General features: G+C 46.5%; 26 protein-coding genes. 15 read left to right on the forward strand and 11 right to left on the reverse strand.

Annotated features, from left to right (window positions below; all coding sequences use genetic code 11):
* The 5 genes from QZY09_RS14795 to QZY09_RS14815 all read right to left on the reverse strand — a co-directional run.
* On the reverse strand, nucleotides 1-278 hold a 278-nt coding region (locus QZY09_RS14795), incomplete at its 3' end, for a dihydrodipicolinate synthase family protein (protein WP_295673595.1).
* A gap of 319 nt (nucleotides 279-597) precedes the next feature.
* On the reverse strand, nucleotides 598-2,985 hold the full coding sequence (locus tag QZY09_RS14800) for a putative Ig domain-containing protein (RefSeq protein ID WP_295673597.1): 2,388 nt from the start codon (nucleotides 2,983-2,985) through the stop codon (nucleotides 598-600).
* An 11-nt stretch (nucleotides 2,986-2,996) separates the two neighbouring features.
* Nucleotides 2,997-5,006 carry a glycoside hydrolase family 127 protein gene (locus QZY09_RS14805; RefSeq protein ID WP_295673599.1) on the reverse strand — a complete coding sequence of 670 codons (2,010 nt, stop codon included), beginning with the start codon at nucleotides 5,004-5,006 and terminating at the stop codon, nucleotides 2,997-2,999.
* A 412-nt stretch (nucleotides 5,007-5,418) separates the two neighbouring features.
* Nucleotides 5,419-5,799, reverse strand: coding sequence for a hypothetical protein (locus QZY09_RS14810; protein ID WP_295673601.1), 381 nt, complete (start codon nucleotides 5,797-5,799; stop codon nucleotides 5,419-5,421).
* Between the two features lie 229 nt (nucleotides 5,800-6,028).
* Entirely contained in the window at nucleotides 6,029-7,966 is a 1,938-nt protein-coding gene (locus QZY09_RS14815; protein WP_295673602.1) for a glycoside hydrolase family 3 N-terminal domain-containing protein, read from the reverse strand.
* A gap of 364 nt (nucleotides 7,967-8,330) precedes the next feature.
* Between QZY09_RS14815 and QZY09_RS14820 the strand changes: the two genes are divergently transcribed.
* Complete coding sequence (locus tag QZY09_RS14820; protein WP_295673603.1) at nucleotides 8,331-9,110, forward strand: NUDIX domain-containing protein; 780 nt, start codon at nucleotides 8,331-8,333, stop codon at nucleotides 9,108-9,110.
* 80 nt (nucleotides 9,111-9,190) lie between these two features.
* The gene (locus QZY09_RS14825; protein ID WP_295673604.1) at nucleotides 9,191-9,877 is read left to right on the forward strand and encodes a MarC family protein; all 687 of its coding nucleotides are present in this window, start codon (nucleotides 9,191-9,193) and stop codon (nucleotides 9,875-9,877) included.
* Between the two features lie 59 nt (nucleotides 9,878-9,936).
* Here the strand turns inward: QZY09_RS14825 and QZY09_RS14830 are convergent, their stop codons facing one another.
* The gene (locus tag QZY09_RS14830; protein WP_295673606.1) at nucleotides 9,937-10,359 is read right to left on the reverse strand and encodes a hypothetical protein; all 423 of its coding nucleotides are present in this window, start codon (nucleotides 10,357-10,359) and stop codon (nucleotides 9,937-9,939) included.
* 127 nt (nucleotides 10,360-10,486) lie between these two features.
* Between QZY09_RS14830 and QZY09_RS14835 the strand changes: the two genes are divergently transcribed.
* The 4 genes from QZY09_RS14835 (at nucleotide 10,487) to QZY09_RS14850 (ending at nucleotide 12,280) form a co-directional block, all read left to right on the forward strand.
* Entirely contained in the window at nucleotides 10,487-10,828 is a 342-nt protein-coding gene (locus QZY09_RS14835) for a metalloregulator ArsR/SmtB family transcription factor (protein WP_295673608.1), read from the forward strand.
* A 22-nt stretch (nucleotides 10,829-10,850) separates the two neighbouring features.
* Nucleotides 10,851-11,276 carry a VOC family protein gene (locus tag QZY09_RS14840; RefSeq protein ID WP_295673610.1) on the forward strand — a complete coding sequence of 142 codons (426 nt, stop codon included), beginning with the start codon at nucleotides 10,851-10,853 and terminating at the stop codon, nucleotides 11,274-11,276.
* A gap of 23 nt (nucleotides 11,277-11,299) precedes the next feature.
* Nucleotides 11,300-11,782 (forward strand): SRPBCC domain-containing protein, encoded by a 483-nt coding sequence (locus QZY09_RS14845; RefSeq protein WP_295673612.1) that lies wholly within the window; start codon nucleotides 11,300-11,302, stop codon nucleotides 11,780-11,782.
* 102 nt (nucleotides 11,783-11,884) lie between these two features.
* Entirely contained in the window at nucleotides 11,885-12,280 is a 396-nt protein-coding gene (locus tag QZY09_RS14850) for a cupin domain-containing protein (protein WP_295673613.1), read from the forward strand.
* A gap of 20 nt (nucleotides 12,281-12,300) precedes the next feature.
* Here the strand turns inward: QZY09_RS14850 and QZY09_RS14855 are convergent, their stop codons facing one another.
* From QZY09_RS14855 to QZY09_RS14865, 3 genes are all read right to left on the reverse strand, one after another.
* The gene (locus QZY09_RS14855) at nucleotides 12,301-13,173 is read right to left on the reverse strand and encodes a helix-turn-helix domain-containing protein (protein ID WP_295673615.1); all 873 of its coding nucleotides are present in this window, start codon (nucleotides 13,171-13,173) and stop codon (nucleotides 12,301-12,303) included.
* A gap of 14 nt (nucleotides 13,174-13,187) precedes the next feature.
* Entirely contained in the window at nucleotides 13,188-13,601 is a 414-nt protein-coding gene (locus QZY09_RS14860) for a nuclear transport factor 2 family protein (RefSeq protein WP_295673617.1), read from the reverse strand.
* A 185-nt stretch (nucleotides 13,602-13,786) separates the two neighbouring features.
* The gene (locus QZY09_RS14865; RefSeq protein WP_295673619.1) at nucleotides 13,787-14,341 is read right to left on the reverse strand and encodes a carboxymuconolactone decarboxylase family protein; all 555 of its coding nucleotides are present in this window, start codon (nucleotides 14,339-14,341) and stop codon (nucleotides 13,787-13,789) included.
* Between the two features lie 298 nt (nucleotides 14,342-14,639).
* Between QZY09_RS14865 and QZY09_RS14870 the strand changes: the two genes are divergently transcribed.
* Nucleotides 14,640-15,758 carry an AI-2E family transporter gene (locus tag QZY09_RS14870; protein WP_295673621.1) on the forward strand — a complete coding sequence of 373 codons (1,119 nt, stop codon included), beginning with the start codon at nucleotides 14,640-14,642 and terminating at the stop codon, nucleotides 15,756-15,758.
* A gap of 121 nt (nucleotides 15,759-15,879) precedes the next feature.
* Nucleotides 15,880-16,032 (forward strand): hypothetical protein, encoded by a 153-nt coding sequence (locus tag QZY09_RS14875; RefSeq protein ID WP_295673622.1) that lies wholly within the window; start codon nucleotides 15,880-15,882, stop codon nucleotides 16,030-16,032.
* Nucleotides 16,033-16,153: 121 nt separating this feature from the next.
* On the opposite strand, the gene QZY09_RS14880 is transcribed toward QZY09_RS14875, so the two are convergent.
* Nucleotides 16,154-17,728 (reverse strand): glycosyl hydrolase family 28 protein, encoded by a 1,575-nt coding sequence (locus QZY09_RS14880; RefSeq protein ID WP_295673623.1) that lies wholly within the window; start codon nucleotides 17,726-17,728, stop codon nucleotides 16,154-16,156.
* Between the two features lie 135 nt (nucleotides 17,729-17,863).
* Here QZY09_RS14880 and QZY09_RS14885 point away from each other — a divergent pair, with 135 nt between their 5' ends.
* The 7 genes from QZY09_RS14885 (at nucleotide 17,864) to QZY09_RS14915 (ending at nucleotide 23,059) form a co-directional block, all read left to right on the forward strand.
* Nucleotides 17,864-18,223 (forward strand): hypothetical protein, encoded by a 360-nt coding sequence (locus QZY09_RS14885; protein ID WP_295673625.1) that lies wholly within the window; start codon nucleotides 17,864-17,866, stop codon nucleotides 18,221-18,223.
* Between the two features lie 70 nt (nucleotides 18,224-18,293).
* Nucleotides 18,294-18,659 (forward strand): hypothetical protein, encoded by a 366-nt coding sequence (locus QZY09_RS14890; protein WP_295673627.1) that lies wholly within the window; start codon nucleotides 18,294-18,296, stop codon nucleotides 18,657-18,659.
* Between the two features lie 157 nt (nucleotides 18,660-18,816).
* Nucleotides 18,817-19,185 carry a hypothetical protein gene (locus tag QZY09_RS14895; protein ID WP_295673629.1) on the forward strand — a complete coding sequence of 123 codons (369 nt, stop codon included), beginning with the start codon at nucleotides 18,817-18,819 and terminating at the stop codon, nucleotides 19,183-19,185.
* 149 nt (nucleotides 19,186-19,334) lie between these two features.
* A complete protein-coding gene (locus QZY09_RS14900; RefSeq protein ID WP_295673631.1) occupies nucleotides 19,335-19,700 on the forward strand; it encodes a hypothetical protein in 366 nt (121 codons plus the stop codon).
* Between the two features lie 10 nt (nucleotides 19,701-19,710).
* On the forward strand, nucleotides 19,711-20,073 hold the full coding sequence (locus QZY09_RS14905) for a hypothetical protein (protein ID WP_295673633.1): 363 nt from the start codon (nucleotides 19,711-19,713) through the stop codon (nucleotides 20,071-20,073).
* A gap of 99 nt (nucleotides 20,074-20,172) precedes the next feature.
* Nucleotides 20,173-20,544 (forward strand): hypothetical protein, encoded by a 372-nt coding sequence (locus QZY09_RS14910; protein WP_295673634.1) that lies wholly within the window; start codon nucleotides 20,173-20,175, stop codon nucleotides 20,542-20,544.
* 241 nt (nucleotides 20,545-20,785) lie between these two features.
* Nucleotides 20,786-23,059, forward strand: a complete 2,274-nt coding sequence (locus tag QZY09_RS14915; RefSeq protein ID WP_295673636.1) for a TonB-dependent receptor — start codon at nucleotides 20,786-20,788, stop codon at nucleotides 23,057-23,059.
* 87 nt (nucleotides 23,060-23,146) lie between these two features.
* Here the strand turns inward: QZY09_RS14915 and QZY09_RS14920 are convergent.
* Nucleotides 23,147-23,387, reverse strand: a 241-nt coding sequence (locus QZY09_RS14920; protein WP_295673638.1) for a hypothetical protein, incomplete at its 5' end; no start/stop codon positions are given.

Raw genomic sequence — 23,387 nt, forward strand, 5'->3', positions numbered from 1 at the left:
TCAGCACATAATAGTGCGGCTTTGGTAGTTTGCTCCGCGATGTTCAATATCACATACGCGCGCTTGTTTACGGTTTTAACGGTATGTTCTAATAATGTAATTTTCTCATCATCGGTTAAAACACTGGCTTCGCCCAGTGAACCGCCGATAATGATCCCTTTAACACCGGCTTCTATTTGTGCTTCGATATTTTTATCGAATGCTTCAAAATCCAACTCATCCTGATCGTTGAATTTGGTGGTTACTGCCGGGAAAACGCCTTTCCAGATGATACTCATAAGTTCTCAGCCCTCTTTTAGCCTCTCTCATTGAGGAGGTTTTGTTTTTTGTTTTTAAATTTTGTTTTTAACTATTTATTATACCATTTTTCGGAAGTCTACTCATTTTCTTGCCCCGCCAATTGGCGGGCTACCTGTTTGTAGAAATCTTATGGCTTGTCATTATTGCCACGTCAGTGGCTACCCTCCGCGAATGGGTAGCCACTGACGTGGCATTTTTTCTTAAATATTTATTTTCTACAAACAGGTAGCCCCGATGGGGCATTAATTTGTATAAATGACATATTTAATTTCGCGGACGTCACGATTGCCGACCGGTTTACTTACTCAACTTCACCAGCACCACTCCGTGAGGCGCTACTTTCACTGTCAAATTATTTCCGTCGGCGATCAAATATTTCTGCTGCCATACATCCCTTATTTTGGTGTATCCTTTCAACCCATCTTCACTGGTTTTAAGGGTGATGGTTTGATATTTATCGGACGTATTAAATACACCTACCGCTTTGCCGCCATCTTCCAGATCCTTTATCCAAACCTGGTAATTTTCTTTTTTTAACGACTGCCTTGCTTCTTTGCCCAAAGCGTCCTGATCAATGGCAATTACTTCGTCATTGGTGAGCAGGTTAAGTGTAAACCTGTCCAGTTTGCCCATATCGCAACCTATCAGCAGCGGGGCTGATAACAGGCTCCACAAACTAATGTGGGTATATTGTTCGTCCGGGCTTAAACGACTGTTGTGCTGGTTATCGCCCCATCCTACTTTACCCACTACCAGCATATCCGGGTCGTTAAAATGGCCGGGCTGCGCGTACGGGCCATCAGCAATTTGGTTAAAGCCGATGGTTGACATACTTTGCCAGGTGTCTTCAATATCACCTGTTGAACGCCAGCTGTTGCCGCCTACTTCGGCGCCCCATTTCCACACATCGCCCATACCATACTGGCAAAAGCTGAACATGATATCGCGCGGGATCTTATTCAAAGATGCGCGCATTACCTGGTAGGGTTTTTTAAATTCGTCAAGAGATGGATGGGCCGGGGCTATTTCGCCATAGGAGCACCAGTCATATTTTAAATAATCGATGCCCCAATCGCCGTAGGTTTTGGCATCCTGGTCTTCATGCTGCCAGCTGCCCAGGTAGCCACCGCAGGTACGCGGACCGGGCGATGAATAGATCCCCATTTTTAAACCAAGGCTATGCACATAATCTGTAAGCCCTTTCATATCCGGGAATTTTTGGTTGGGAGTAATCTCTCCGCTGGCCAATCTTTGCGCTGCTTCCCAACCGTCGTCCAGGTTGACATAGTTCCATCCATGGGCGCTTAGTTTATCGGTCATGGTTTTGGCAGCAACGCGGGCTTTCTGGTCATTCACCGTTAAGCCAAAGGCATTCCAGCTGTTCCAGCCTAAAGCGGGGGTCAGCCCGATTACATCGCCAATTTTTATGGTAAATTTCTTTGTTTTGGTGCCGAGGCGGTTGTGCACCGTAAATATTACCGCGTAATCTCCTTTTTGAGCGACAGTGCCGGTAATGATCCCTGTTTTAGAATCCAATTTTAAGCCATCAGGCAGGCCTGTTGCCGAATAGGTGAGCGGCTGTTTCCCGGTAGCGGGGATAAGATACAAAAATGGATTACCGGGCCTTGCGCCGTATACATCGGGCCCATTGATCCTTGGTTTTGCCGAAGGGTATGGCGTAAGTACATAAGGTGTACCTTCGTTTTTCACCATCATATCATGCGATTTTTCTTCCGTAAAAGTATAAGTCAACCGGTATGATCTCTTTGGCAATTTATCTATGGTAAATGTATAATTAAACGGTTTACCTGCGGTAAAAAGCACATCGTTGGTTCCTTCGCGAACAACGGTATTGGTTTCCGGGTCGGTTACCTTAAAGGTGAGTTTACCTTTGTATACATAGTTACTGCCGGTACTTAAAAAGATAGTTTTACTGAGGCCCTCATTCTCTTCAAAATAAAAATCGCCATCGGTATTGATGGTCACATTGTCCATCAGGCTCAGCATATTAATGTTGTGGTTATTGCCATAAAGGCCACCGTCACCACCGGTATCAAATATGCGGATGGCCAGTACATTTTCTTTATCCCATAAAATTGCAGGATTGTTTGCCGCCAGGGTATAGCTGCGCGGGCCATATTGAGAGGTTTTGATATCGCCACCCCGGCCGCCGTATTTGCCGATCAGTTTGCCATTCAGGTATACTTCGTCGTTATCATCAACAACACCTAAGTTAATGCGGATGCTGTCTTTCAAAAAAGCTTTTTCTTTAATGGATGATGGTAGCACAAAATGCAGCCGGTACCAGCCGAAGCCATCGTATTGAGGGTAACCCTGTTCTTCCCAGGGTTTGCTTACGTCAATTTGTTTCCAGTTCAGATCGTTGTACGCGGGCGATGACCATTGGGACGAATCCCCTTTGGCAAATTGCCAGCCGTGTTCGATAGAAACTCCCTGGGCGGTAGCACCTGTTACAAAGGCTACAACCAGGAACATCAGCACTACTATTTTTATTGTCGCCCGATAGCACCATCCAAAAGGGGAATTCGTTAAACACACCCCTCCACCCCTCTCAAGACGGGAAGCGCACAGGCCGCCACTTTTATGATTATTATTAAAGGCCCCGTGCTCGGGGTTCCCCTCATGAGAGGGGCAGGGGTGTGTTACGCTAAAAAGATTCTTCATTTAGTTTTGTTTTACCTGGTTAATAGTTCAACAGCTTTTACCTGTTCCGGAAACCATACCGTCATTTCGCCTTTACCCCGGTTGGCCCAGGCATAATAGGGAATAGCGGTCATGGATTTGGTTTCGGTGCTGATGGTTTGATTTGCAACATCAATATTAACACTTTTTACATTTGCTTTCAGCACCATTACACCATTTAACAGCGAGGGCTCAAATGCAGTATCAAAAATGGTATTTTTCGGAATGATGATATTGGTAGCTTTGCCGCCATTATCCTTCCATTCAGCACAATACATCAAAGGGCCACGCTGCAGGGCCACTTTGGCACTGTCTTCAGGTAAGGCTTTATTAGCCATCACCCTTTGCACCTCCATGGGTAGGGTCAACTCAACTTTATCGTTCTTTTTCCATTTTTTGCTGATCACGGCATAACCTTTTACTATTTGGTAATCAACCGGCTTGCCGTTTAATTTTATTTCAATTTTGGCGGTTGATGATTGTTCGTAGGCGTACAGATCCGACGGTATGGCCTGGTTTTGCACCCAGCCGGGTATGCGGATCCTGAGGTTCATTTCGGTAGCAGATGCAGGGTCGATAGTAAAGGCTAAAGCGCCTTGCCATGGGTAGTTATTTTGCTGGATGATGGTTACGGCTTTGTTATTCACCATTAAACTGGCAGTGCCGCTGATGAACAGGTTAACATAAACATCGCTCCCGTTTTCGGCATACATATAGCCGGGAACAGATGGCAGCAACCGCACCTCGTTGGTAGGGCAGCAGGAACAGGTAAACCAGCCGGAACGCTCGCGCTCCAAATCGGGATGGGTAAAGCTGTCGCTTACCTGCATGGCATTGGTATAAAAGAAAGATTTGCCGTCAAGTCCCACACCGGAAATCAGGCCGTTATAAAGCGTTTTCTCCAGTACATCGATATATTTTGAATCGCCATGCAATAAAAACATGCGCTCGTTCCAGAACACGCTGCCAATGGCGGCGCAGGTTTCGTTATAAGCGGTTGCATTTGGCAGTTCGTAATTATCGCCAAAACGTTCGCCATCGCCCACTGCGCCGATACTACCCTGCACATACATCTTTTTGCCTACCATATTGTTCCAGATCTTGTCGATAGCTTTAAGGTAAGCGGTATCGCCTGTCAACGCGGCGACATCGGCCATGCCCGAATACAGGTACATCGCACGCACGGCGTGGCCCTCTGCTTCATCCTGGTCGATCACCGGTTTATCATCCTGGAAATAGGTACCGTTCTCGTAAACATTGGTGCTTTTTTTATTGTAAGCTTTGATACCGCGCTGGTCGATGAAAAATTTGGCGAGGTTTAAATAGTCGGTTTTCCCGGTGATGCGGTATAATCTAACCAAACCCATTTCCACAATCTCGTGACCGGGGGCAACATGTTTTTTATAGGGGCCAAAAGTGCGTACCAGCAGGTCGGCATTTTTTAGGGCGATATTCAAAAAATTGCGTTTGCCGGTTGCCATAAAATGCGCAGCAGCAGCTTCGTACATGTGGCCACAGTTGTATAATTCGTGACTGCTTTTTTGTTCGTTCACCCAACGCTCGGGGCCTGCCCAGGCTTGCGGATGTATGGGGTCGATAGAGCGGGCGGTGTATAAATAGCCATCCGGCTCCTGCGCCTTACCTACGATATTGATTAATGAATCAATATAGGCCGATAATTTCGGATCCGGGTGGACGGCCATCGAATAGGACGCGCCTTCAATGGTTTTATAAATATCGGTATCATCAAAAGGATAAACGGTGCAAAATTTGCCCTGGTGCTCGGCTGCCATCACAAAGTTTTTCACCCTGCCGGTGCTTTCGCAGCGGGCAAAAGAGGCCGGGATGGTTACCGTACGGTTGGTTTCTATTTTGGATGACCAGAACTGATCATCCAGTTTTACGCTGGTAAAAGGCACCGGCTGTATAGGGTAATCCTTTTTTTGCGCGTAGGCTGATACGGAGCAACCGAGGGTGAATAATAAACAGAGCTTTTTAATCATTTTATAGCTGATATAAGAATTGCTTATCTCTGTGACCTTTGCGGCTTCTTTGCGAACTCCGCGGTTAAATTTTAACACGGAGGACACAAAGGGAAATGCGCAAAGAACACGGAGTTTTTTGCAACCCGAAATACGATGGTGCAACGTAAGGATTAATGAAACTCCAGAACTCAACTCTTTATTCAATTCAGTACCTTAACGCAGAACAAAAGTACTCACTATAAAAATTAAAAATGAACGATTATTAGCGAGTTGTAACCATATTTTAGCGGTTTATTGTAATTTTAATAATACATGGTGGTAGGATAGTGGAAATAAAATAAAAAATCCCCCGGATAAATCCGGAGGATCGGGCAGGAGATTGAACACGCTATCAAAGTTCATCCTGCCGGTTCTAACCAAGTGTCAATATTTATTTCTTCATCCTGTCAGCCGTGGCATCAAACATACCCATCAGGCTGCCGGTAGCATGGTCGTCATCTTTTTTCTTTAAAGTCAGGCTTACATCATAGCCCTGCGCGGTAAAATAGAGCGTAATGGTATCGGGTGCCTGTTCAATTTTGGTCATCGGGATATCTTTGTGCGCATCAGTAGTATCCAGCATTACACCTTTCATGGTGCCTGCCGAGTCGGTGAGGCTTAACTTCATATGGGTATCACCCTGGGGCAGGCCTTTTAACAGTACGTCCCATTTACCAATAAAATAATTGGGGGTACTTGTTTGCGCCTGGGTTTTTGAAGCGATGAATACAAAGGCCATTAGGCAGGCCATAATTAAATTGATTTTTTTCATGTTGAATTGTTTGATTAAATGTGTTTAGTAATTGATATAAGCGCCGTGTTTTTGCGGTGTGTTAAACGAAATGTTCATTAACACACCCCTCCGCCCCTGCCTACCGGCAGGCAGGCCTCTCAAGAGGGGAACCGACGAAGGAGTTCATGAACGCCTTAAAAAAACAATTAATAGGTTCATAATCGCACGGCGCCGGCTTTTTTTGGCTCTTATCAAGTTTCTTAATAGCTCAGTCCAAATCCAAATTTGTACGCGGATCTTTTGAATCATAGGGCATATCTTCTTTTTGGTTGCGCACGGCTTCCATAGAGGATGGCATTTCAATTGGCAGATGGCCCTCCGGTTTGTATTTGCCAAAAACCACATCCAATAATGCCCTGTCATTCGATCCGAAATTGACGAAAAGCCCTTTGGCGTTTGCGCTGATCTCGGGTACTACCGCCGGGCGGTCCAGATAAATATCTACGACGGTTGGAACGGCTTTTTCCAGATCGAGGATCTCCTGCAATTGCTGGCCCTTAAAATCCAGGTCGCCCCAATGGAACATACCCGCTATAAAGTTGCCTTTAGCTTCGGGGATGGGGTAGTTTGGTGTTTGCAACCTGATGATGGCAATATCCGCCTGTTTTGGATCGCTTACGATGGTACCATACTCGGCAGCAATTTTGGGGTTGATATTTTTGATATAGATCTTCAGCTTATTGATCGCTAAAGGCAGTGTATGGTTATCGTTTTTCAACAGCGTCATCGACCTGCGTTGTGCAGCTTGTCCGGCGGCCATAAATTCAGGACTGCCCACGATGGACGCGGCTTTCTTTTCGTCAACAAAAGGGTTGTCGAACAGGCCCAGCTGGAACTTTAAACGCAGCAGCCTTGTGATCGACTCGTCAATCCGCTTTTCGGTCAGTTTACCATCTTTTACCAGTTTTACAATAACATCGGGTAGGTTTTCGCCGCCCAGCTGATCGACGCCGGCATCGATTATTTTTTGCACGCGTTCTTCGGTGTTCAGGTTTTCAACGCCCCATGCCCTGGCAGGGAAATTAACCGGACCGATCTTGGCATCCGACACCAGGCCCCAATCGGTACAAACCACGCCGTCGTAATGGTATTTTTTGCGCAGCAATTCAGTAATAATAGCTTTGTTATAGGAGAAGCCGACTTCGGGAATATCTTTTTGACCCATCGGCACGCCGTAATATGGCATAATGGCTGCAGTGCCTGCATTAAAAGCAGCCTCAAATGGGATCAAATGATAGTTGAAATTATTTCCCGGATAAACTTCCCCTTTCTGGAAATTAAAGTGCGGGTCGAGGCCGTTTTTTTGCGGGCCGCCGCCGGGGAAGTGTTTCGTCATCATGGCTACGCTGTTAGGGCCAAGCTTTGTGCGCTGATAGCCTTTGATATAGGCGGTTGTCATGCGTGAGGAGAGCTCTGCGTCCTCACCAAAGGTACCGGAGATGCGCGGCCAGCGTGGCTCGGTTGACAAGTCTACTTGCGGGTGCAATCCCTGGCGGATGCCGGTAGCCAGGTATTCCTGCCGTGAGATATCCGCAAACTGTTCCGTCAATTTATCATCACCAATAGCAGCCAGGCCCAGCGGGTCGGGCCACATGGAAAAGGTTTTGGCCGACATGGCAAAAATACCCGCACCACCCTGGTTGCGCGGATCGGAGGCTATGGTAAGCGGGATCCCCAGCCGGGTCTTTTCTTCGTAGCGCTGGATATTATTATACCATATCGCCAGGGTATCCGGCGCCGGCACTGCGAACAAATTAAAATGGGTTATGTGATGTTTATCGATCTCCGTTATACCTACAGGTGAAAGGCTCGCTAATAAGCCACTTGCGGGCTTATCTTCAATGCTGCCATCAGCATTGGTGCGCACCGGGGAGTAAAACATCATGCCCGCTTTTTCTTCGAGGGTCATTTTTTTAAGCAGGTCCTGTACACGGTCTTCAATCGGCTGGCGCTGGTCTTCATAAACATCGAGCTTGCCGTTTTTATCAAGGTCGCGGTAAGCAATGCCATCGCTGATGCGTACCAGGCTTGATTGTGCCAGCACTTCGGGGGCTAGTTTGTTTTCGACCCGGCTTTTTGCAAAGGCGAGCACCGCCAGCAATGCCCCTGCACCTGCTGCGTACGACAGTGGTTTGTTAATTCTCATTGGTTATAATTTTTTGGGTTGGTTTATTGATTTACTATATTTTTAAAATTCTACAGCAAAAAGCAATTGATACTCCTCTAAAATTTCATTTATTAAAAAATAATAAATGAAGGTATAAAAAATTCTTTTTACATTTATTAACATTTAATAAATAATTTTTTTGCTTGAATAACGATAGAAATATTGAATTAAAAGCGTGGGCCGTGCGGTTCCCCTCTTGAGAGGGGCGGAGGGGTGTGTCGGACGGGCATAACGGCTAACACCCCCCGCCACAACACAGGGCAGCGCGCCCCCTCCCGGGAGGGGAGTTGCCTTTCTAACTTCGTTTTCAATCGCAAAATGCTTTAATGATTTTTCAACACAGATGGAAACCTTAGCAGAGATACAGGATTTTTTTAACAAAGGACATTTAGCATACCGGCCAAACCTGACGATAGATTGCGCCATCCTTGGCTACCACGATGGCGAGCTGCAGTTATTGCTGGTGAAGAACAAGATCATTACCAAATGGTGTTTGCCGGGCGGCTTCGTACGTAAAAATGAAAGCCTGGACCAGGCTGCTACCCGGATAACTGCGGAACGTACGGGTATTGACAACCTGTTTTTAAAACAATTTAAGGCCTTTGGCGACCCGGGCCGTAATGATTCGCGCGGGGCCTTCGACCCGGAAAAGCTATTTGAAATGGTGCAGGTACGCGTAGAAAAAGACAACTGGCTTACCGGCGAAACAGTTTCTGTAGGTTACTATGCCATTACTGACATTATCAATGCCGTACCAAGGGCTGATTTCCTGTCAAGCGAGTGTGCCTGGTTCCCGGTAGATCAATTGCCGGGATTAGGTTTTGACCACGACCGTATGGTTGAGGAGGCGCTATTTACCATGCGGATGCATTTGCATCATTTCCCGATAGGGCAAAACTTTTTGCAGCAAAAATTTACCTTAAAGGAGATCAAACGTTTTTATGAGGTGATGTCGGGCAAGCAACTCAATGCCTCAAATTTTCCCAATAAACTAATTTCGCTCGGCCTGATTGTTAAGCTGGATGAAAAAAGAAGCATAGGAGCGCACCGGTCGCCAACGTATTATAAATTCAATGAGGAAGTTTATGATAAGGCGCTGAGGGAGGGGCTGGTACTTGCATAGATAATGGGAAGGGAATATATTGCTGTGTTACGAACTTTCTTTTGATTATTTAGTTCTACTTTTGTGTGTTTATATTTTATATGCCGCAGCAAATTAACACTTTTATTCACCTGGTATTTATAGGCTTTGTGGCCCTGTTCCCGGTGGTTAACCCTATCGGTTCAGCGTTTATCGTAAGTCCTTATTTTGCAGATATATCCCGTAAGGAGCGAATAAGAGCTGTAAAAAAAATCGCTTTTTACTGCTTTATCATCTGCGCAGCCACTGTATTGGTTGGGCACTGGATTTTAGAACTTTTTGGTTTATCCATCCCCGTGATACAATTGGCGGGCGGCATCATGATCTGCCGGATCGGGTGGCAATTTCTTACTGTTGACGATAAAGAGGTAAAAGAAATAGAAGTAGCCAGCAAAGCTGAAACCGAACATGCCAAGTCAACTGAGAACAACCTTTTTTATCCCATTACCTTTCCCATTACTGCCGGGGCGGGCACGATAGCGGTATTGTTTACGCTAAGCGCCCAGGGTGCAAATGCCGACCTCTCTGTTTACCTGCTGAATATTTGCGCGTTACTGGTATCCATCATCGGCATATGCATCCTCATCTTTATTTTTTACCTGAATACTAACCGCCTTATCAGTTTTATTGGTTTGCGAAACGAGCAGATCATCAACAGGTTTATGGCTTTCTTAATTTTCTGTGTGGGGTTGCAGATCGCCGCAAGCGGCATTATCAATATCATAAAGCTACACCTTAATCTGAACTGACAGTTAAAACCGTGCGGATCCGGTACAATTATTTAAACAAAATTATAATCGCGGCCAGCCTATTTGCCCGGGTAAAAAAGATACTTTAAAGCGCCGGTACACCACAATGCCCATAAAATTAATATGGGCTGAAAAAACAGGCGGATCAGCCTGGCTCTGTCCGTATTTAAATTAAAGGCCGAAACATGATTAGTATATTGCGCAATATTGCCCGGAAAAATCAGGACGTAAAATATAGCCAGGGCAATACCCAGCTGAACTTTCTCTCCGGCCCAAAAAATCAGGCATAAGCCCAGCGCCAATTCAACGATGCCGGATAAAATTACTACCTGGTCTTTATCCATCGGCACCCAATCCGGAACCTGAGCCTTAAAGGCGACCCTTTCAAAAGTAAGATGTGCTATGGCAGCTAATGCCATAAAAGTTCCTAATATTACTCTAAGGATGTCTTGCAATAATGTGGTAGGTACGATCATCTTCATTTTTTCAATTTTATTATTACAACACCATTTACCTGATTTGTGTTAGTTATAAATATAAAAAATATGTCCGAAAATTTGCGCAGTTAAATAACTGCATTATATTTGCAGTCAGATAACTGCAAATATAATGGAAATCCGCAGAGATGTATTTCAGGCCATAGCCGATCCTACCCGCCGGGCCATATTAGGCCTGGTAGCTTTACACGCCATGACACCCGGCGCCATTGCTGAGCATTTTAACGCCTCAAGGCAAACCATCTCAAAACATATTCAAATTTTAAATGAATGTGCTTTGCTGAATCAAACGCAATCGGGCAGGGAGATTTATTATCACTTCAATCCAAATAAAATGAAAGAAGTGGCCGAATGGCTGGAGCCCTACCGTAAACTATGGGACGAAAGGCTTAACGCTATGGACGATTTGTTAAATGAAATGCAGGCGAAAACACAAGCGCAAAAAAACAGTTAAAACCGATATAAAACTAAACGAGATGAAAAAACCGGTGTATCCTTGCCTGTGGTTTGATGGTAATGCCAGGGCAGCAGCAGATTTTTACTGCACTATTTTTCCCAATTCAAAAATAATTGTGGACAACGGGATGGTGGTAAATTTCGAATTGAACGGCGAGTTTTTTATGGGCCTGAACGGCGGCCCGCATTTTAAATTTAACGAGGCCGTTTCGTTTGTGATCCCCTGTAAAGACCAGGAAGAAATTGACCATTACTGGTATAAACTTATTGCTGACGGAGGCCAGGAAAATATGTGCGGCTGGTGTAAGGACAAGTTTGGTTTGTCATGGCAGGTAGTACCGGAGATATTGGGCCAGCTGATGTCAGATCCGGAAAAAAGGCCCCGGGTAATGCAGGCTTTTATGAAAATGCGGAAATTTGATATCGAAGCGCTGCAAAACGCTTGATTTTGATTAACAGGTAAATAATTATGGCTAAGCAAATTGAGGTTAAGAGAATTTTTAACGCCCCGGTTGCAATGGTATGGCAGGTTTGGGTAGACCCAGAGCTGGTAAAGCGCTGGTGGGGGCCGAAGCATTTTACATCGCCGGTGGCTGTAATTGATTTCCGCGAAGGCGGCAGATCCCTGGTGAGCATGCTCGCTCCGGCCGAAATGGGCGGGCAGGAATGGTATTCTGTTTGGGAGTATATAAAGATCGTCCCGCTAAAAGAAATCGAGTTTATCCAAAGCCTGGCCAATAAAGACGGCAATAAAGTTGAACCGGCAAGTGTGGGTATGCCGGCTGATTTTCCGCAGGATATTAGAACCGTGGTAACTTTTAGCGAACTTACCGGTGGCAAAACAGCAATGACCGTTACCGAATACGCTGAATTTGGCTCGATCAGCAACTTTGCTCAAATTGGTTTGGAACAGAGCATTGACAAGATGGCCGCCATTTTTGCGGAGGAATAATGCGCTGTTAAGGTTTGTATTCCCTATACTTTTATGCCGAAACAGATCAAACTTGTGCGGTGGTAAACTGTTTATAGATCTATCATATTAAAAACAACCCATATGGAAATCAAACGTGCAGGCTCACAGCCTTCGGGCAAAGGGCCCGCTGAATATTTTACCGGATCGGTAAGGATCGACCCGCTTAATAACCCGCCTGAACCGGCCCGGGTAGCCATGGCGCTGGTAACCTTTGAACCCGGCGCGCGCACAGCCTGGCACACCCACCCTTTCGGACAAACGCTCATAATTACCACAGGCTCGGGCTGGGTGCAGCGCGAAGGCGAAGCAAAGCAACTCATTTACCCGGGCGATGTTGTGTACTTTTTACCTGGTGAAAAACACTGGCACGGCGCAACGGCAACAACGGCTATGAGCCATATCACCATACATGAAAAACTGAATGGCTCGCCCGTTGATTGGATGGAACAGGTGAGTGACGGGCAGTATAACGGGTAAAAATTGCCGTGCAGAACGGCTTATGCCTCCGCCCGCGAAAAACCAACTGTATCGCGGTACCGCTGTGGCGATACGTCTGCATTGCCTTTAAAAAAACGACTGAAGTAAAACTCGTCATTAAACCCCAATTCGTAAGCGATCATTTTAACCGGCTTTGAGGTAAGGTATAATTCGCGTTTGGCTTCAATAATGATCCGTTCAGCAATCAGGTTAGTGATGGTTTTATTAAAATGATCTTTGCTTATCCTGTTCAGCGCCCGGGTGGATATGTTGAGCAAACCTGCATACGCTCCGGCGCTATGTTTGGTTTTATAATGCGCCTCGATGGCATCTTTTAATGTTTGCAGGATAAAAGGTTCCTGCTTATTGCCGGGTATTACCGGCTGGTTTTGATTTAATTTAATCCGGGACGCGTTGATCAGGAAGATCTTGAGATAAGAAACCAGCAGTTCGTATTGTGCCAAAGCGGCGTTTTGCATCTCCGCCTTTAATTCATTTACAATATTTAACAGCGACTGAACCTCTGCCAGAGTTAAGCTAACCACCGGCGACTCATAGATATTATTAAAAAGCACCCCGTTGCAGGCCACCTCCTGCTGGTGTTTATGGATGCAGAAAAAATCGGGATGAAAATTGATCAGGATGCCTTTTAAATCATTATCGGCTTTGATCATAAATGGCTGGTAAACAGAAAAGCATGCCAGGGAGTCCGCCGCAAGCAAATACTCCGAAAAGTCGGCCCGCAGAGTGCCTTTACCCTCCGTTACCAGCACCATCGAGTAATAGTTGTAATTTTTTACCTGGTTAAAATAAGCATCATCCTCAAAAGCAAATATTTTAAAGGCCAATGCTTTTGTTTCCGGGTTGATCAATGTAAAGGCTGTCTGGGTCATCAAGCTATAAAGGTTTAAAATAGTTTGCGGTCGGCAAAAGTGATCTCAAGGTCGTTGATACTGGCAAAACGTTTGCTCATCAGGCCGTTTTCGTCAAACTCCCAAAGTTCATTTCCGTAGCTCCGGTACCACTGGCCGCTAAGGTCATGCCATTCATATTCAAACCTTACGGCCATCCGGTTTTCGCGGAAGCCCCATAATTCTTTTTTTAGCTTATAGTCCAGTTCCTTTTCCCATTTTCTTTTTAAAAAGGCTTTTACTTCTTCCCGGCCATTGATAAAGTCAGTCCGGTTGCGCCATTCGGTATCAATGGTATAAGCCAGGCATATTTTTTCGGGGTCCCTCGTATTCCAGGCATTTTCGGCCAGTTGCACTTTTTCCAAAGCGGTCTCCATCGTAAATGGTGGGAGCGGTAGTTTTTGTTCCATTTTGTTTTTTTAACGTAAAGAATCAAGAGCCAGGAACCAAGAGTCAAGAACCAAGATAAGAAAATAAAAGTTGATCGGCTTACATCGGTGCAAAAAACAACCTGTGCAATTTTGCATCTTTTTTACAACATTAAACCCAAATCAGTTTTACTTGACTCTTGTTTCTTGATTCCCGGCGCTCACCATTAAATAGCAGCAGCTTCAATAAGCTCCGCTTCCGGGAAATCGACTACCGTAAGGGCAGTATTGTTAAAGTAGTTGGTTAAAATATTTAAACCCACATGCGCTACTATTTCGGCAATCCCGGCGTCATCATAACCGGCGTTTCTTACCGCGTCCAAATCGATATCGCCAACCATACCTCTCTTTTCAACAACCACCCTGGCAAAATCAAGTGCGGCGGCTGTCTTTTCATTATCCGATTTCCCTGAACGTGCATCATCGATGGCATTAGCATCGATATGTACCAGCTTTTCGCCAATAAAACTATGTGCAGCGTTGCAATATGCACAACTATTTGCGTTTGCTACGGTAATGGCAATCAGTTCGCCTAATTTTGCGCCCAGTTTACCTTCGCCGAGAGCGCCGCTTAGCGCAAGATAGCCATTTAAAACTGCGGGCGAATTACCCATGGTGCGCATCATGTTTGGAACCATACCCAACTTGCCCTGGATGGCGTTAAACAGATCTTTTGATTTTCCGGTGGTTGTTTCCGGATCGAGTGCTTTTATACGTGGCATTTTTTTGTAATTTTATTTGTCTGTATTGACAATACAAAGGTGCCACACTTTATGCGCCCAAAACATGGACAAAGGTAGTAAGTGCATGGACAATTGGGACATGGCTGCAGGCTAATTTGAATGGGCACCCTCCGCGATAAGTTACACAGACAAAGCAAACGGCAACACAAAAGACACGATTACTTATCATCACAATAAGTTGCGACATTTACCCCCGGAATATGCCAGACATGCGTGAGTAATTCAAACAAACAAATTGTTGATTAAATGCTTATTCAACACGACAAACAAATAGCATATGGAAATTAAAAACTTTACCCGCCTGCCCTTTTATATCAAACTCGCCTGTGTGCTGTTCAGCCTTTTTGCGCTTGGGGCGCTGGTCATTCTGGCCAAAGATATTTTAGCGCCATTAATTTTCTCCTGTTTGTTTGCCATCCTGCTGATGCCATTGGCCGGGTTCTTTGAAAAGCGGATCCGCCTGCCGCGTGGCGCAGCTTCCATGATCGCGGTGATTATGTTACTTTCGCTGATCACGGTGGTGCTATATGTGATCGGTTCGCAAATCGCCAACCTGCTAAGGGACTGGCCGGCCTTCCAGGCGCAGATCAGTCGTTCGCTCTGGAACTTCCGCGGCTGGGTATCGGAAAACATCGGTATCACGCGCCGCAAGCAGCTCAACGTGGTCAATTCCGCCGCCAGCAAGGTAACTTCACCAGACGCGGCGCTGGTGGGCACGACGCTGTTGTCGCTCTCGTCCATTTTGCTGTTCCTCATCTTTACTTTTATTTATACGTTCTTTTTCCTGATGTACCGCCGCCTTATCCTGAAGTTCCTTGAATCGGTATTCCTGGAAGAGAATAAACAAAAGGTGCACGACGTGATCGAACAGGTGCAAATGATCATCCGCCAGTATATTGTCGGCTTACTGATCGAAATGTCGATCGTTGCTACAGCAGTCAGCGTAACGCTTTCTATACTGGGGGTACAATATGCCATCCTGCTGGGCCTCATCACCGGCATTTTTAACCTCATCCCCTATTTCGGGATCTTTGCCGCCATGGTGCTCAGCGCAACGGTAACCCTCGGCACCTCGACGGACAGTACCGTCGTCATTTATGTGCTCATTACTTTTCTCGTTACCCATATTTTGGACAGCAATATTATTTTACCGCTGGTGGTGGGTTCAAAGGTGAGGATCAATGCCCTGGTTACAGTGCTGGGTGTGGTGATCGGCGAAATGTTCTGGGGTATTTCCGGCATGTTCCTCTCTATCCCGGTAATTGCCGTGCTCAAGATCATCTTCGACAGGGTAGACAGCCTGAAGTCCTGGGGCATCATCCTTGGCGACGAAGAAAAGAAACAAAACAAACTGGCCACGAAACTTAAAGTTGAAAATGAGGAGGTGGCGGAATGAGGCATGCGCGAATCCAAATTAAATGGATGTTTTACTAATAGCCCGGCAAATTATTGTGCCTCTCCGGTGTTCAAAAAAAGCCCTATATTTGAATATTGAATCTTAATGAAAAATATAAAGGATGAATTACAACATATCATTCTCGGAGATGAACAAGCTGGCCGAACAAGCCAACTCAAAAAAGTCCAAACTTTCCTTAGAAGACATGCGGAAACAGGCAGCGCTGCTCAAAACCAAAAGCGTTTCAAAAGTGAAGAAACAGCAGGGCTCATAAATTTCGCCCGCGAGGAAAAGCTCTTTTATTAGCAAACGATCAGCGAGAAAGATTTTTTCCGTCCCCGCAGGGTCTCCTTCAAGGGACCCTGCGCAACGAGATGCAAATGGCAAAGTAAACCTCATTTCACCACTTCAAACCCCGTCACCCCCACCTTATCAACCTTAACCGTCCTGCTCACTCTTGCCCCGTCGCCATTTTCCAATAAAATAGGTGCCGCGTTTTGATCCGCAGGCGAAGCTGTCCCTGCAAAATCTACAATTTTTAAATCTTTAAAATTATCCACGGTGATGGCATTGGTAAAATAAGGCTGATTGATTGAAGGGTCCCAGGTAAATTTAAAATCATTGAGGGTTAATCCGGTAATGTGATGGGCCAGCAGGCCCGGGATATTGGACGAGAACAGCTGCTGGTGCTCGTCCATGCAGCCGCGCAGGTCGATATTGCCGCCCATTACATCGTTCAGTTTGCTATTCACCAACTCCATGGAGACATGGTTAAAGCGGATGTCCTGCAACTGGCTTTCTTCCGAGCCATACAGCAGGATGCCGTTTTCGCCTTTGCAGGTAATATTGTTAAACTCCACATTTTTGATGGTACCAAGTTTTACGCTTTCCTTACCGCGAACGGCGGAGATATGGATAGGTTCGCCGTTGCCCCACCAATCGCCGGTATGCATCCGGGTTTCGATAGTGATATCGCTGAAGGTGAGGTTTTCCAGCGAGCCTTCATCGCGCAAAAAAATACCGATGCCGCGGCTGGAGTTGGTGATATTGCAATGGCTCACATGCACGTTACGGACGGTATTCTGATCGAGAAAGCCAATGCGGATGCCGCTTGAATACGATTGCAGGTTGCAGCCGGTAACAATGATATTTTGCGAAACATGTTTGATGCCCTCAAAACCGGGGATCTCGAAATGATGGTCGTAACCCACGATGGCGATGGCGTCGTCGCCGGAGCGGATATCTGAATTGGCGATCACAACGTTGGAACAACTGGTTACATCGATGCCATCAGCATTGGGTACAAGGATGCCGCTCCACAGGCGGATGGTGTTTACGCTGACGTCGTCGCAATCAGCAAAGTGAAGCGTCCAGAAGGGGGAGTTTAACAGCGAAATATCGCGCAGCTGCACATGCTTGCAGTTGCTGAAGATAACCATCTGCCGCGGGCGGTCCTTCGGCACCACAGGGCCATCGCCGATACCGGTGTCCACATGGCGGTAATTATCTTTTTGCCGGGTAAAGCGGGTACTGTTGGCGTCGATCTTTTTGGCATGGTCGAAATCAAAAAACACTTTATTGTTGCCGTCAATAGCGCCGGAGCCACTGATGGATACATTTTCGGCATCCGCCGTATACAGGATGCCATAATAATTGAGGCCGTAGCCTGCTTTGGTATAGCTTTCATAATCCTGCAGGTTAGGGCTGCCCAATAACACGGCTCCGCTTTCCAGGCAGAGGTTTACATTGCTTTTTAAATGAACAGTACCGGTGATAAACTGCCCGGCCGGTACGTATACCCTGCCGCCGCCGTTTTGGTAGCAGGCGTCTATGGCTTTCTGTATAGCGGCGGTGCAAACGGTTTTGCCATCGTTAATGGCGCCGTACTCCCTGATATTAAAAGTTTGTGCCTGTGCTGACGTGCCACATAAACACAATATGAACAATAAGTTACGTAAATAAAAACCCATGTGTTTTACAGCTAAAATATGTTAACATGTTAAAAAATAGTTGGCAGGTAAACCATCGCGACAACAAACTTAACATATTGTTGATGATATGCTTTAATACTGATTCTACCTTTAGCGATGAAAAAATAACCCATTATGAAAACAAGGATCTTCGCTACTTTCTTATTTCTGAGCTGCTTTTTTTATGCTTCGGCAACCACTGAAAACCTTACCGGCAAATGGACCGGCCTGTTAAAAACCGACCAGGGCGATGAGTACCCGCTGCTGTACAGCTTTAAAATAGCGGGCACCGAACTAACCGGCACTGCTAAAACACCAAAAGGCGAGCTGCCCATTAACGATGGTAAGATCACCGGTGATAAGTTTACTTTTAACGTGATCGTCAGCAATATGGAAATTGACCATGAGGGCAAATTCTATGGCGATTCCGTTGGGGTGGATATCAGCCTGGGCGATGCTAAATCGCATGCTACGTTGAAAAGATTTGAGCAATAAAAATATTTTGCAGGCGCTTGCGTTTATCTGCCTGAAAAAATATACTTTTATTTAAAAGACCAACCCAAATATGAAAAGAACATTATTAATAACAGCATTGCTGTTATGCTGCTTTGCCATTTGCTATGCAGCAATTGCAGACATGGGCGGCCAATGGTCGTCTACATTTAACGCTCCGGATGGCAATGCCTACCCTTTGAGCTACAGTTTTAAAGTGGAAGGCAGCAGCCTTACCGGCACACTGGAAACCTCGGGCATGAGCGTACCACTTGACAGCGGCAAAGTTGCCGGCGATGACCTGAGTTTCAGCGTTTCGGTACAGGGCGTTACCTATTCGCACAAAGGCAAATATTTTGCCGCCGGCGATTCTATCGGCATGGATGTTACGTTTGAAGGCAATAAGGGCCATATTAAGCTGAGCAGGCCGGGGAAATAGACTAAAGAGTCAAGAATCAAGAGCCAGGAGTCAAGATGAAAAAGTATGTGAGCCTTTTCTACTTGCTTCCTGGCTCTTAGCTCTTGGTTCCTCAAATAAAATCTTTCCGCTACTGTAACACAATCTCAGTTACAGCATCTTATAGCAAACTAAATTAATGATGAAAAAAAGACTTTTTACAACCGCGGCATTGGTATGCTGCGTAGTAGCGGCATTTGCATTTGCTGCCAGCTTAGCCGGTAAATGGACAGGCACCCTGAACACCCCTGATGGCAACCAGTTCCCGCTGACTTATTCCTTTAAGACAGACAGCGGCAAATTAACGGGTGTTGCCTCCTCTCCACAGGGTGATGTAAATATTACCGATGGTAAATTTATCGACCCAAACAATTTTACCTTCAACGTTTCGGTTAACGGTACCGATGTAAAACATACCGGTAAATTTTATCCTGATGCTGATTCGGTAGGTATGGATATTGATTTTAACGGCATGAAAATGCATGCGACTTTAAAACGCGATAAGTAACCGCTGATACTTATTAAAAATACGTAAAAACCTCGCCTATCTGCGGGGTTTTTGCTTTTAAACCTATGCCAGAATTTATAATTCATCCATAACTCCATTTACTGTAACCTTTTTGAAATTTATTCCATCTTATAGATAAAATAAGTGTGATGAAACAAAGGATCCTGGTTACCATTTTATTGGCATGCTGTGTCGCTTTCGCGTTGGCGGCAGTTTTTGCCGGTCTGAACGGAAAATGGAGTTGTGTGCTGAACGCGCCTACCGGCGACCAATACCCTATTAACTATATTTTTAAAATTGATGGCGAAAAACTAACCGGCACCCTTGAAACCAACGGCGAAACCGTGCCTATTGACAGCGGCAAGGTAAAAGGCGACAGTGTTTCTTTTAATATCAGTTTTCATGGCAGGCCCTACCCTCATAAGGGAAAGTACTTTACCCAGGGCGATTCAATAGCGATGGATGTTGATTTTGGCGGGGCAAAGGCGCACACTGTTTTACAAAGAACTCCTTAAACCAATAAATATGAAAAGAAGAATTTTTACCACCATGGCGCTGGTTTGCTGCATCATGGTTTGTTTCGCGGCAATCGCCGATATGACAGGCAAGTGGACAGGGATGCTCAAAACGCCTGACGGCAACGACCTGCAGATCAATTTTATTTTTACGGTTGACGGTGATAAGCTTACCGGTACGGCCCAGGGCGACGGCGACCCGGTGCCAATTGACAGCGGCAGGATCAGCGGCAATGAATTTTCATTTACTGCTGCCAACCCGCAAGGGGTAGTGTTTAAACATAGCGGTAAATTTTTTGGCGACTCGGTCAGTATGAATATTGACGTGAATGGTACCAAGCTGCATGCGACGCTGAAAAGGGATGATAAATAAGGCTGTCAAAGTGCTTTTTATTTAGAACCAGTACAAATTAAAAAACACCAACCCCGGGGTTGACTCCTATTGCCAAAGCATTTTTACCTTTGCCGCCATATGGTACGCCCTTTAATTGCTTATTTGCTGATTGTTGCGGTAATGTCTGCCAGTTTTTCGCGCCTGTTTGTTTTTGCAGGGTTCGAACTGAACAAGAATTACATCGCTACACATCTGTGCGAAAACCGGGACAAGCCATGGCTGCATTGTAATGGCAAATGCTATTTCATGAAAAAAATAAGGCAGGCCGAAGAAAAAGAGAAGAACGATGAGCGCCAGTCGCAAAAAAATCTTTTCCAGGAAGCCTTATTCGGACAAAAAGCCGAAACCCGGTTTTACACGCAGGTAGTGCAGGTAATGCAGGTGCCCAATCACCGTTTTACCCTGCCCGTTGCTGATCTCCCTATTTACCAGCCACCCCGGCTCGGGTAAGTATTACTTTTATGCCTCACCCCGGCCCTCTCCAAAGGAGAGGGAGGAAAAAAATCGTGTGGGGCCTTTCAACACATTTATTTAAACACAAAGTTGCTGCTGCCAGTTATACAGGCTTAGTGTTCTTGGTGCATTCTTCGTGGTCGTTGTGGTTTATTTTTTACCACGATGGGCGCAAAGGTTTCACAAAGGGCACAAGGAGCCGGTTTTGAAGGCAGCCTGCTATCCATCTTATACTTATATGCATTTTTTAAAAAAAACAGCGCCCATAGCCCTGTTGCTAATTGCAGGCATCAGCCTGTGCCACGCTCAAAAAATATACAAAGGCACCGTTATTGACCAAATTACCCGCCAACCCGTTGAATATGCCGTGGTGAGCGCCACCGGCAAAGGCACCACCACCGATAAAAACGGCGATTTCCGACTTAATCTCCCCGCCGATTCCGCTACGCTAACCGTCTCATTTATCGGTTACACCATACAACAGGTTAAGGCTGAACATGCCAGGCCTTTACTCATCAGCCTGAACCGGGGATCTATCGACCTGAAGGAGGTGGTGATACTACCAGGGCTTAACAACAATTCCTTCCATACGCTCGGCAATATCGACCTTAATGTGCGCCCCATCAATTCGTCGCAGGATCTGATGCGGCTGGTGCCCGGGCTGTTTATTGCCCAGCACATGGGTGGCGGCAAGGCGGAGCAGATCTTTGTGCGCGGTTTTGATGCCGACCACGGTACCGACGTTAATGTTTCGGTAGACGGGATGCCGGTAAATATGGTATCACATATCCACGGGCAGGGTTATGCCGACCTGCATTTCCTCATCCCCGAAACCATTGCCACTTTTGACTATGGCAAAGGGCCGTATTACACAGGCTATGGCGATTTTACCACCGCGGCCTACCTGGCTTTTAACACCAAAGACGCGCCCGACAAAAGCACCATCAGTTTGGAGCGGGGGCAATTTAATACCTTCCGCGCGGCCGGGCTGATTGATCTGTTAAACGCCAAAGCCAAACAAAATGGCGAAAACGCCTACATCGCGGGCGAATACAATTATACCGACGGCGCCTTTAAACTGCCCGAACATTATAAACGCACCAATTTATTTGCCAAATACAGCAAGCAACTGGGTGAGGGCAATAAACTGACATTGAGCGCATCCACTTTCAGCACCAGCTGGGTGGCTTCGGGGGAAATTCCGCAGCGGGCGGTTGGGGCAGGCAGCACCGCACTCGATGATAGTGGCAATCCCATTACTATCCCGGCCGCGCCGGTTACCATCAGCCGCTTTGGTACTATTGACAGTGCCCAGGGCGGCAAAACCAGCCGCGTAAACGCTTTGGCCAAACTGAGCACCAACCTTGGCAACAACTGGACCATGGATAACCAGCTGTATTATACCCATTATAAGTTCCTGCTGCATGTAAACTCCACCTTTTTTGCACTCGACAGTGTTAATGGCGACGAGAAACAGCAGCACGAAGAACGCGACATGTTTGGCTATAACGGCAAACTGAGTAACCGGAAATACTGGGGCAATAACCAGCTGACCTCCGCAGTGGGCCTGAGCAGCCGGTTCGACCGGACGTATGGGACGGATTATAGTTTTGTGACCCAACAGTACCGGTTTTTGAGCAATGTTACCCATGGCGACATCCGCCAGAACAATACAGGCCTGTACCTTGACGAAACTTTTGAAAGCGGCAAATGGCTTTTAAACGCAGGCTCGCGGCTGGATTATTTCAGCTTTAATTTTGCAGGAAGCACCAAAACGGAAGTGATTGCCAGCCCGAAACTGAATGTACAATATACCGCTAACAACCAGGTTCAGTTTTATTTAAAAGCGGGCAAGGGCTTTCATTCCAATAATGCCATAGCGGTGATCGGTAATAAGGGCTTGCAAACTTTGCCTGCCGCTTATGGCGCCGACCTTGGCCTGAACTGGAAACCCATGCCGCACCTCTACATAAACGCCGCCGCCTGGTACCTGTACCTGCAGCAGGAATTTATTTATACCGACGACGGCGATATTGCCCCCGGCGGCCGCACCCGGCGTATGGGCGCCGACCTGTCGGCACGGTACCAGCTGGCGTCCTGGTTGTTTGCTGCCGTCAACCTAAACCTTGCCCGGCCACGGCTGGCGGACAGCGCCGCGAAAACCGGCTACCTGCCCCTGGCCCCTACTTTTACCAGCACCGGCGGGCTTGATTTTAAGCTGAAGAATGGCATTAACGGCGGCCTCAGCTACCGCTACATGCATAACAGGCCCGGCAATAATACTTACACCCTTAAGGCCGATGGCTATTTTGTTACCGACCTGAAGGTGAACTATACCCAAAAGCGCTACGAAGTGGGGCTAACTATCGAAAACCTGCTGAACACCCAATGGCAGGAATACGCGGTTGAACAGGTGAGCCGCCTGCGCGGCGAGGCTGCCCCTGTTGACCAAATGAGCTTTACCCCCGGCACACCGTTTTTTGCGAAGCTGCGGGTGGCGGTGTTTTTTTGATGGTCTGAACTATGATGCGTAGGATTGGTGGATGATAGGATGAAGAAAGCTTAATGCTTTTTGTCATTGGCGACGATAGAGAGAAATCTATACACGCAGCACGCAACGGCGGGTATGGCGTGTGGATTTCTCTTCGTCTTTGCTGGTGTTTTCATCATAGGTGTTTGGATGATTTGAATCACCGCTAAAACTCCCTCCCGTCGGGAGGGGTGCGGCTGGCTGTGTAGTGGCGGGGAGGGGTTTCGCCGCCAAATCCGGGGGATGATATGCGGGGATGGTTGGCGACGATGCATCCGCGATAAGCATTTGGGTTTCACTCTTAACCGCA

It is taken from the genome of uncultured Mucilaginibacter sp., from assembly GCF_903913935.1.
GTDB lineage: Bacteria > Bacteroidota > Bacteroidia > Sphingobacteriales > Sphingobacteriaceae > Mucilaginibacter.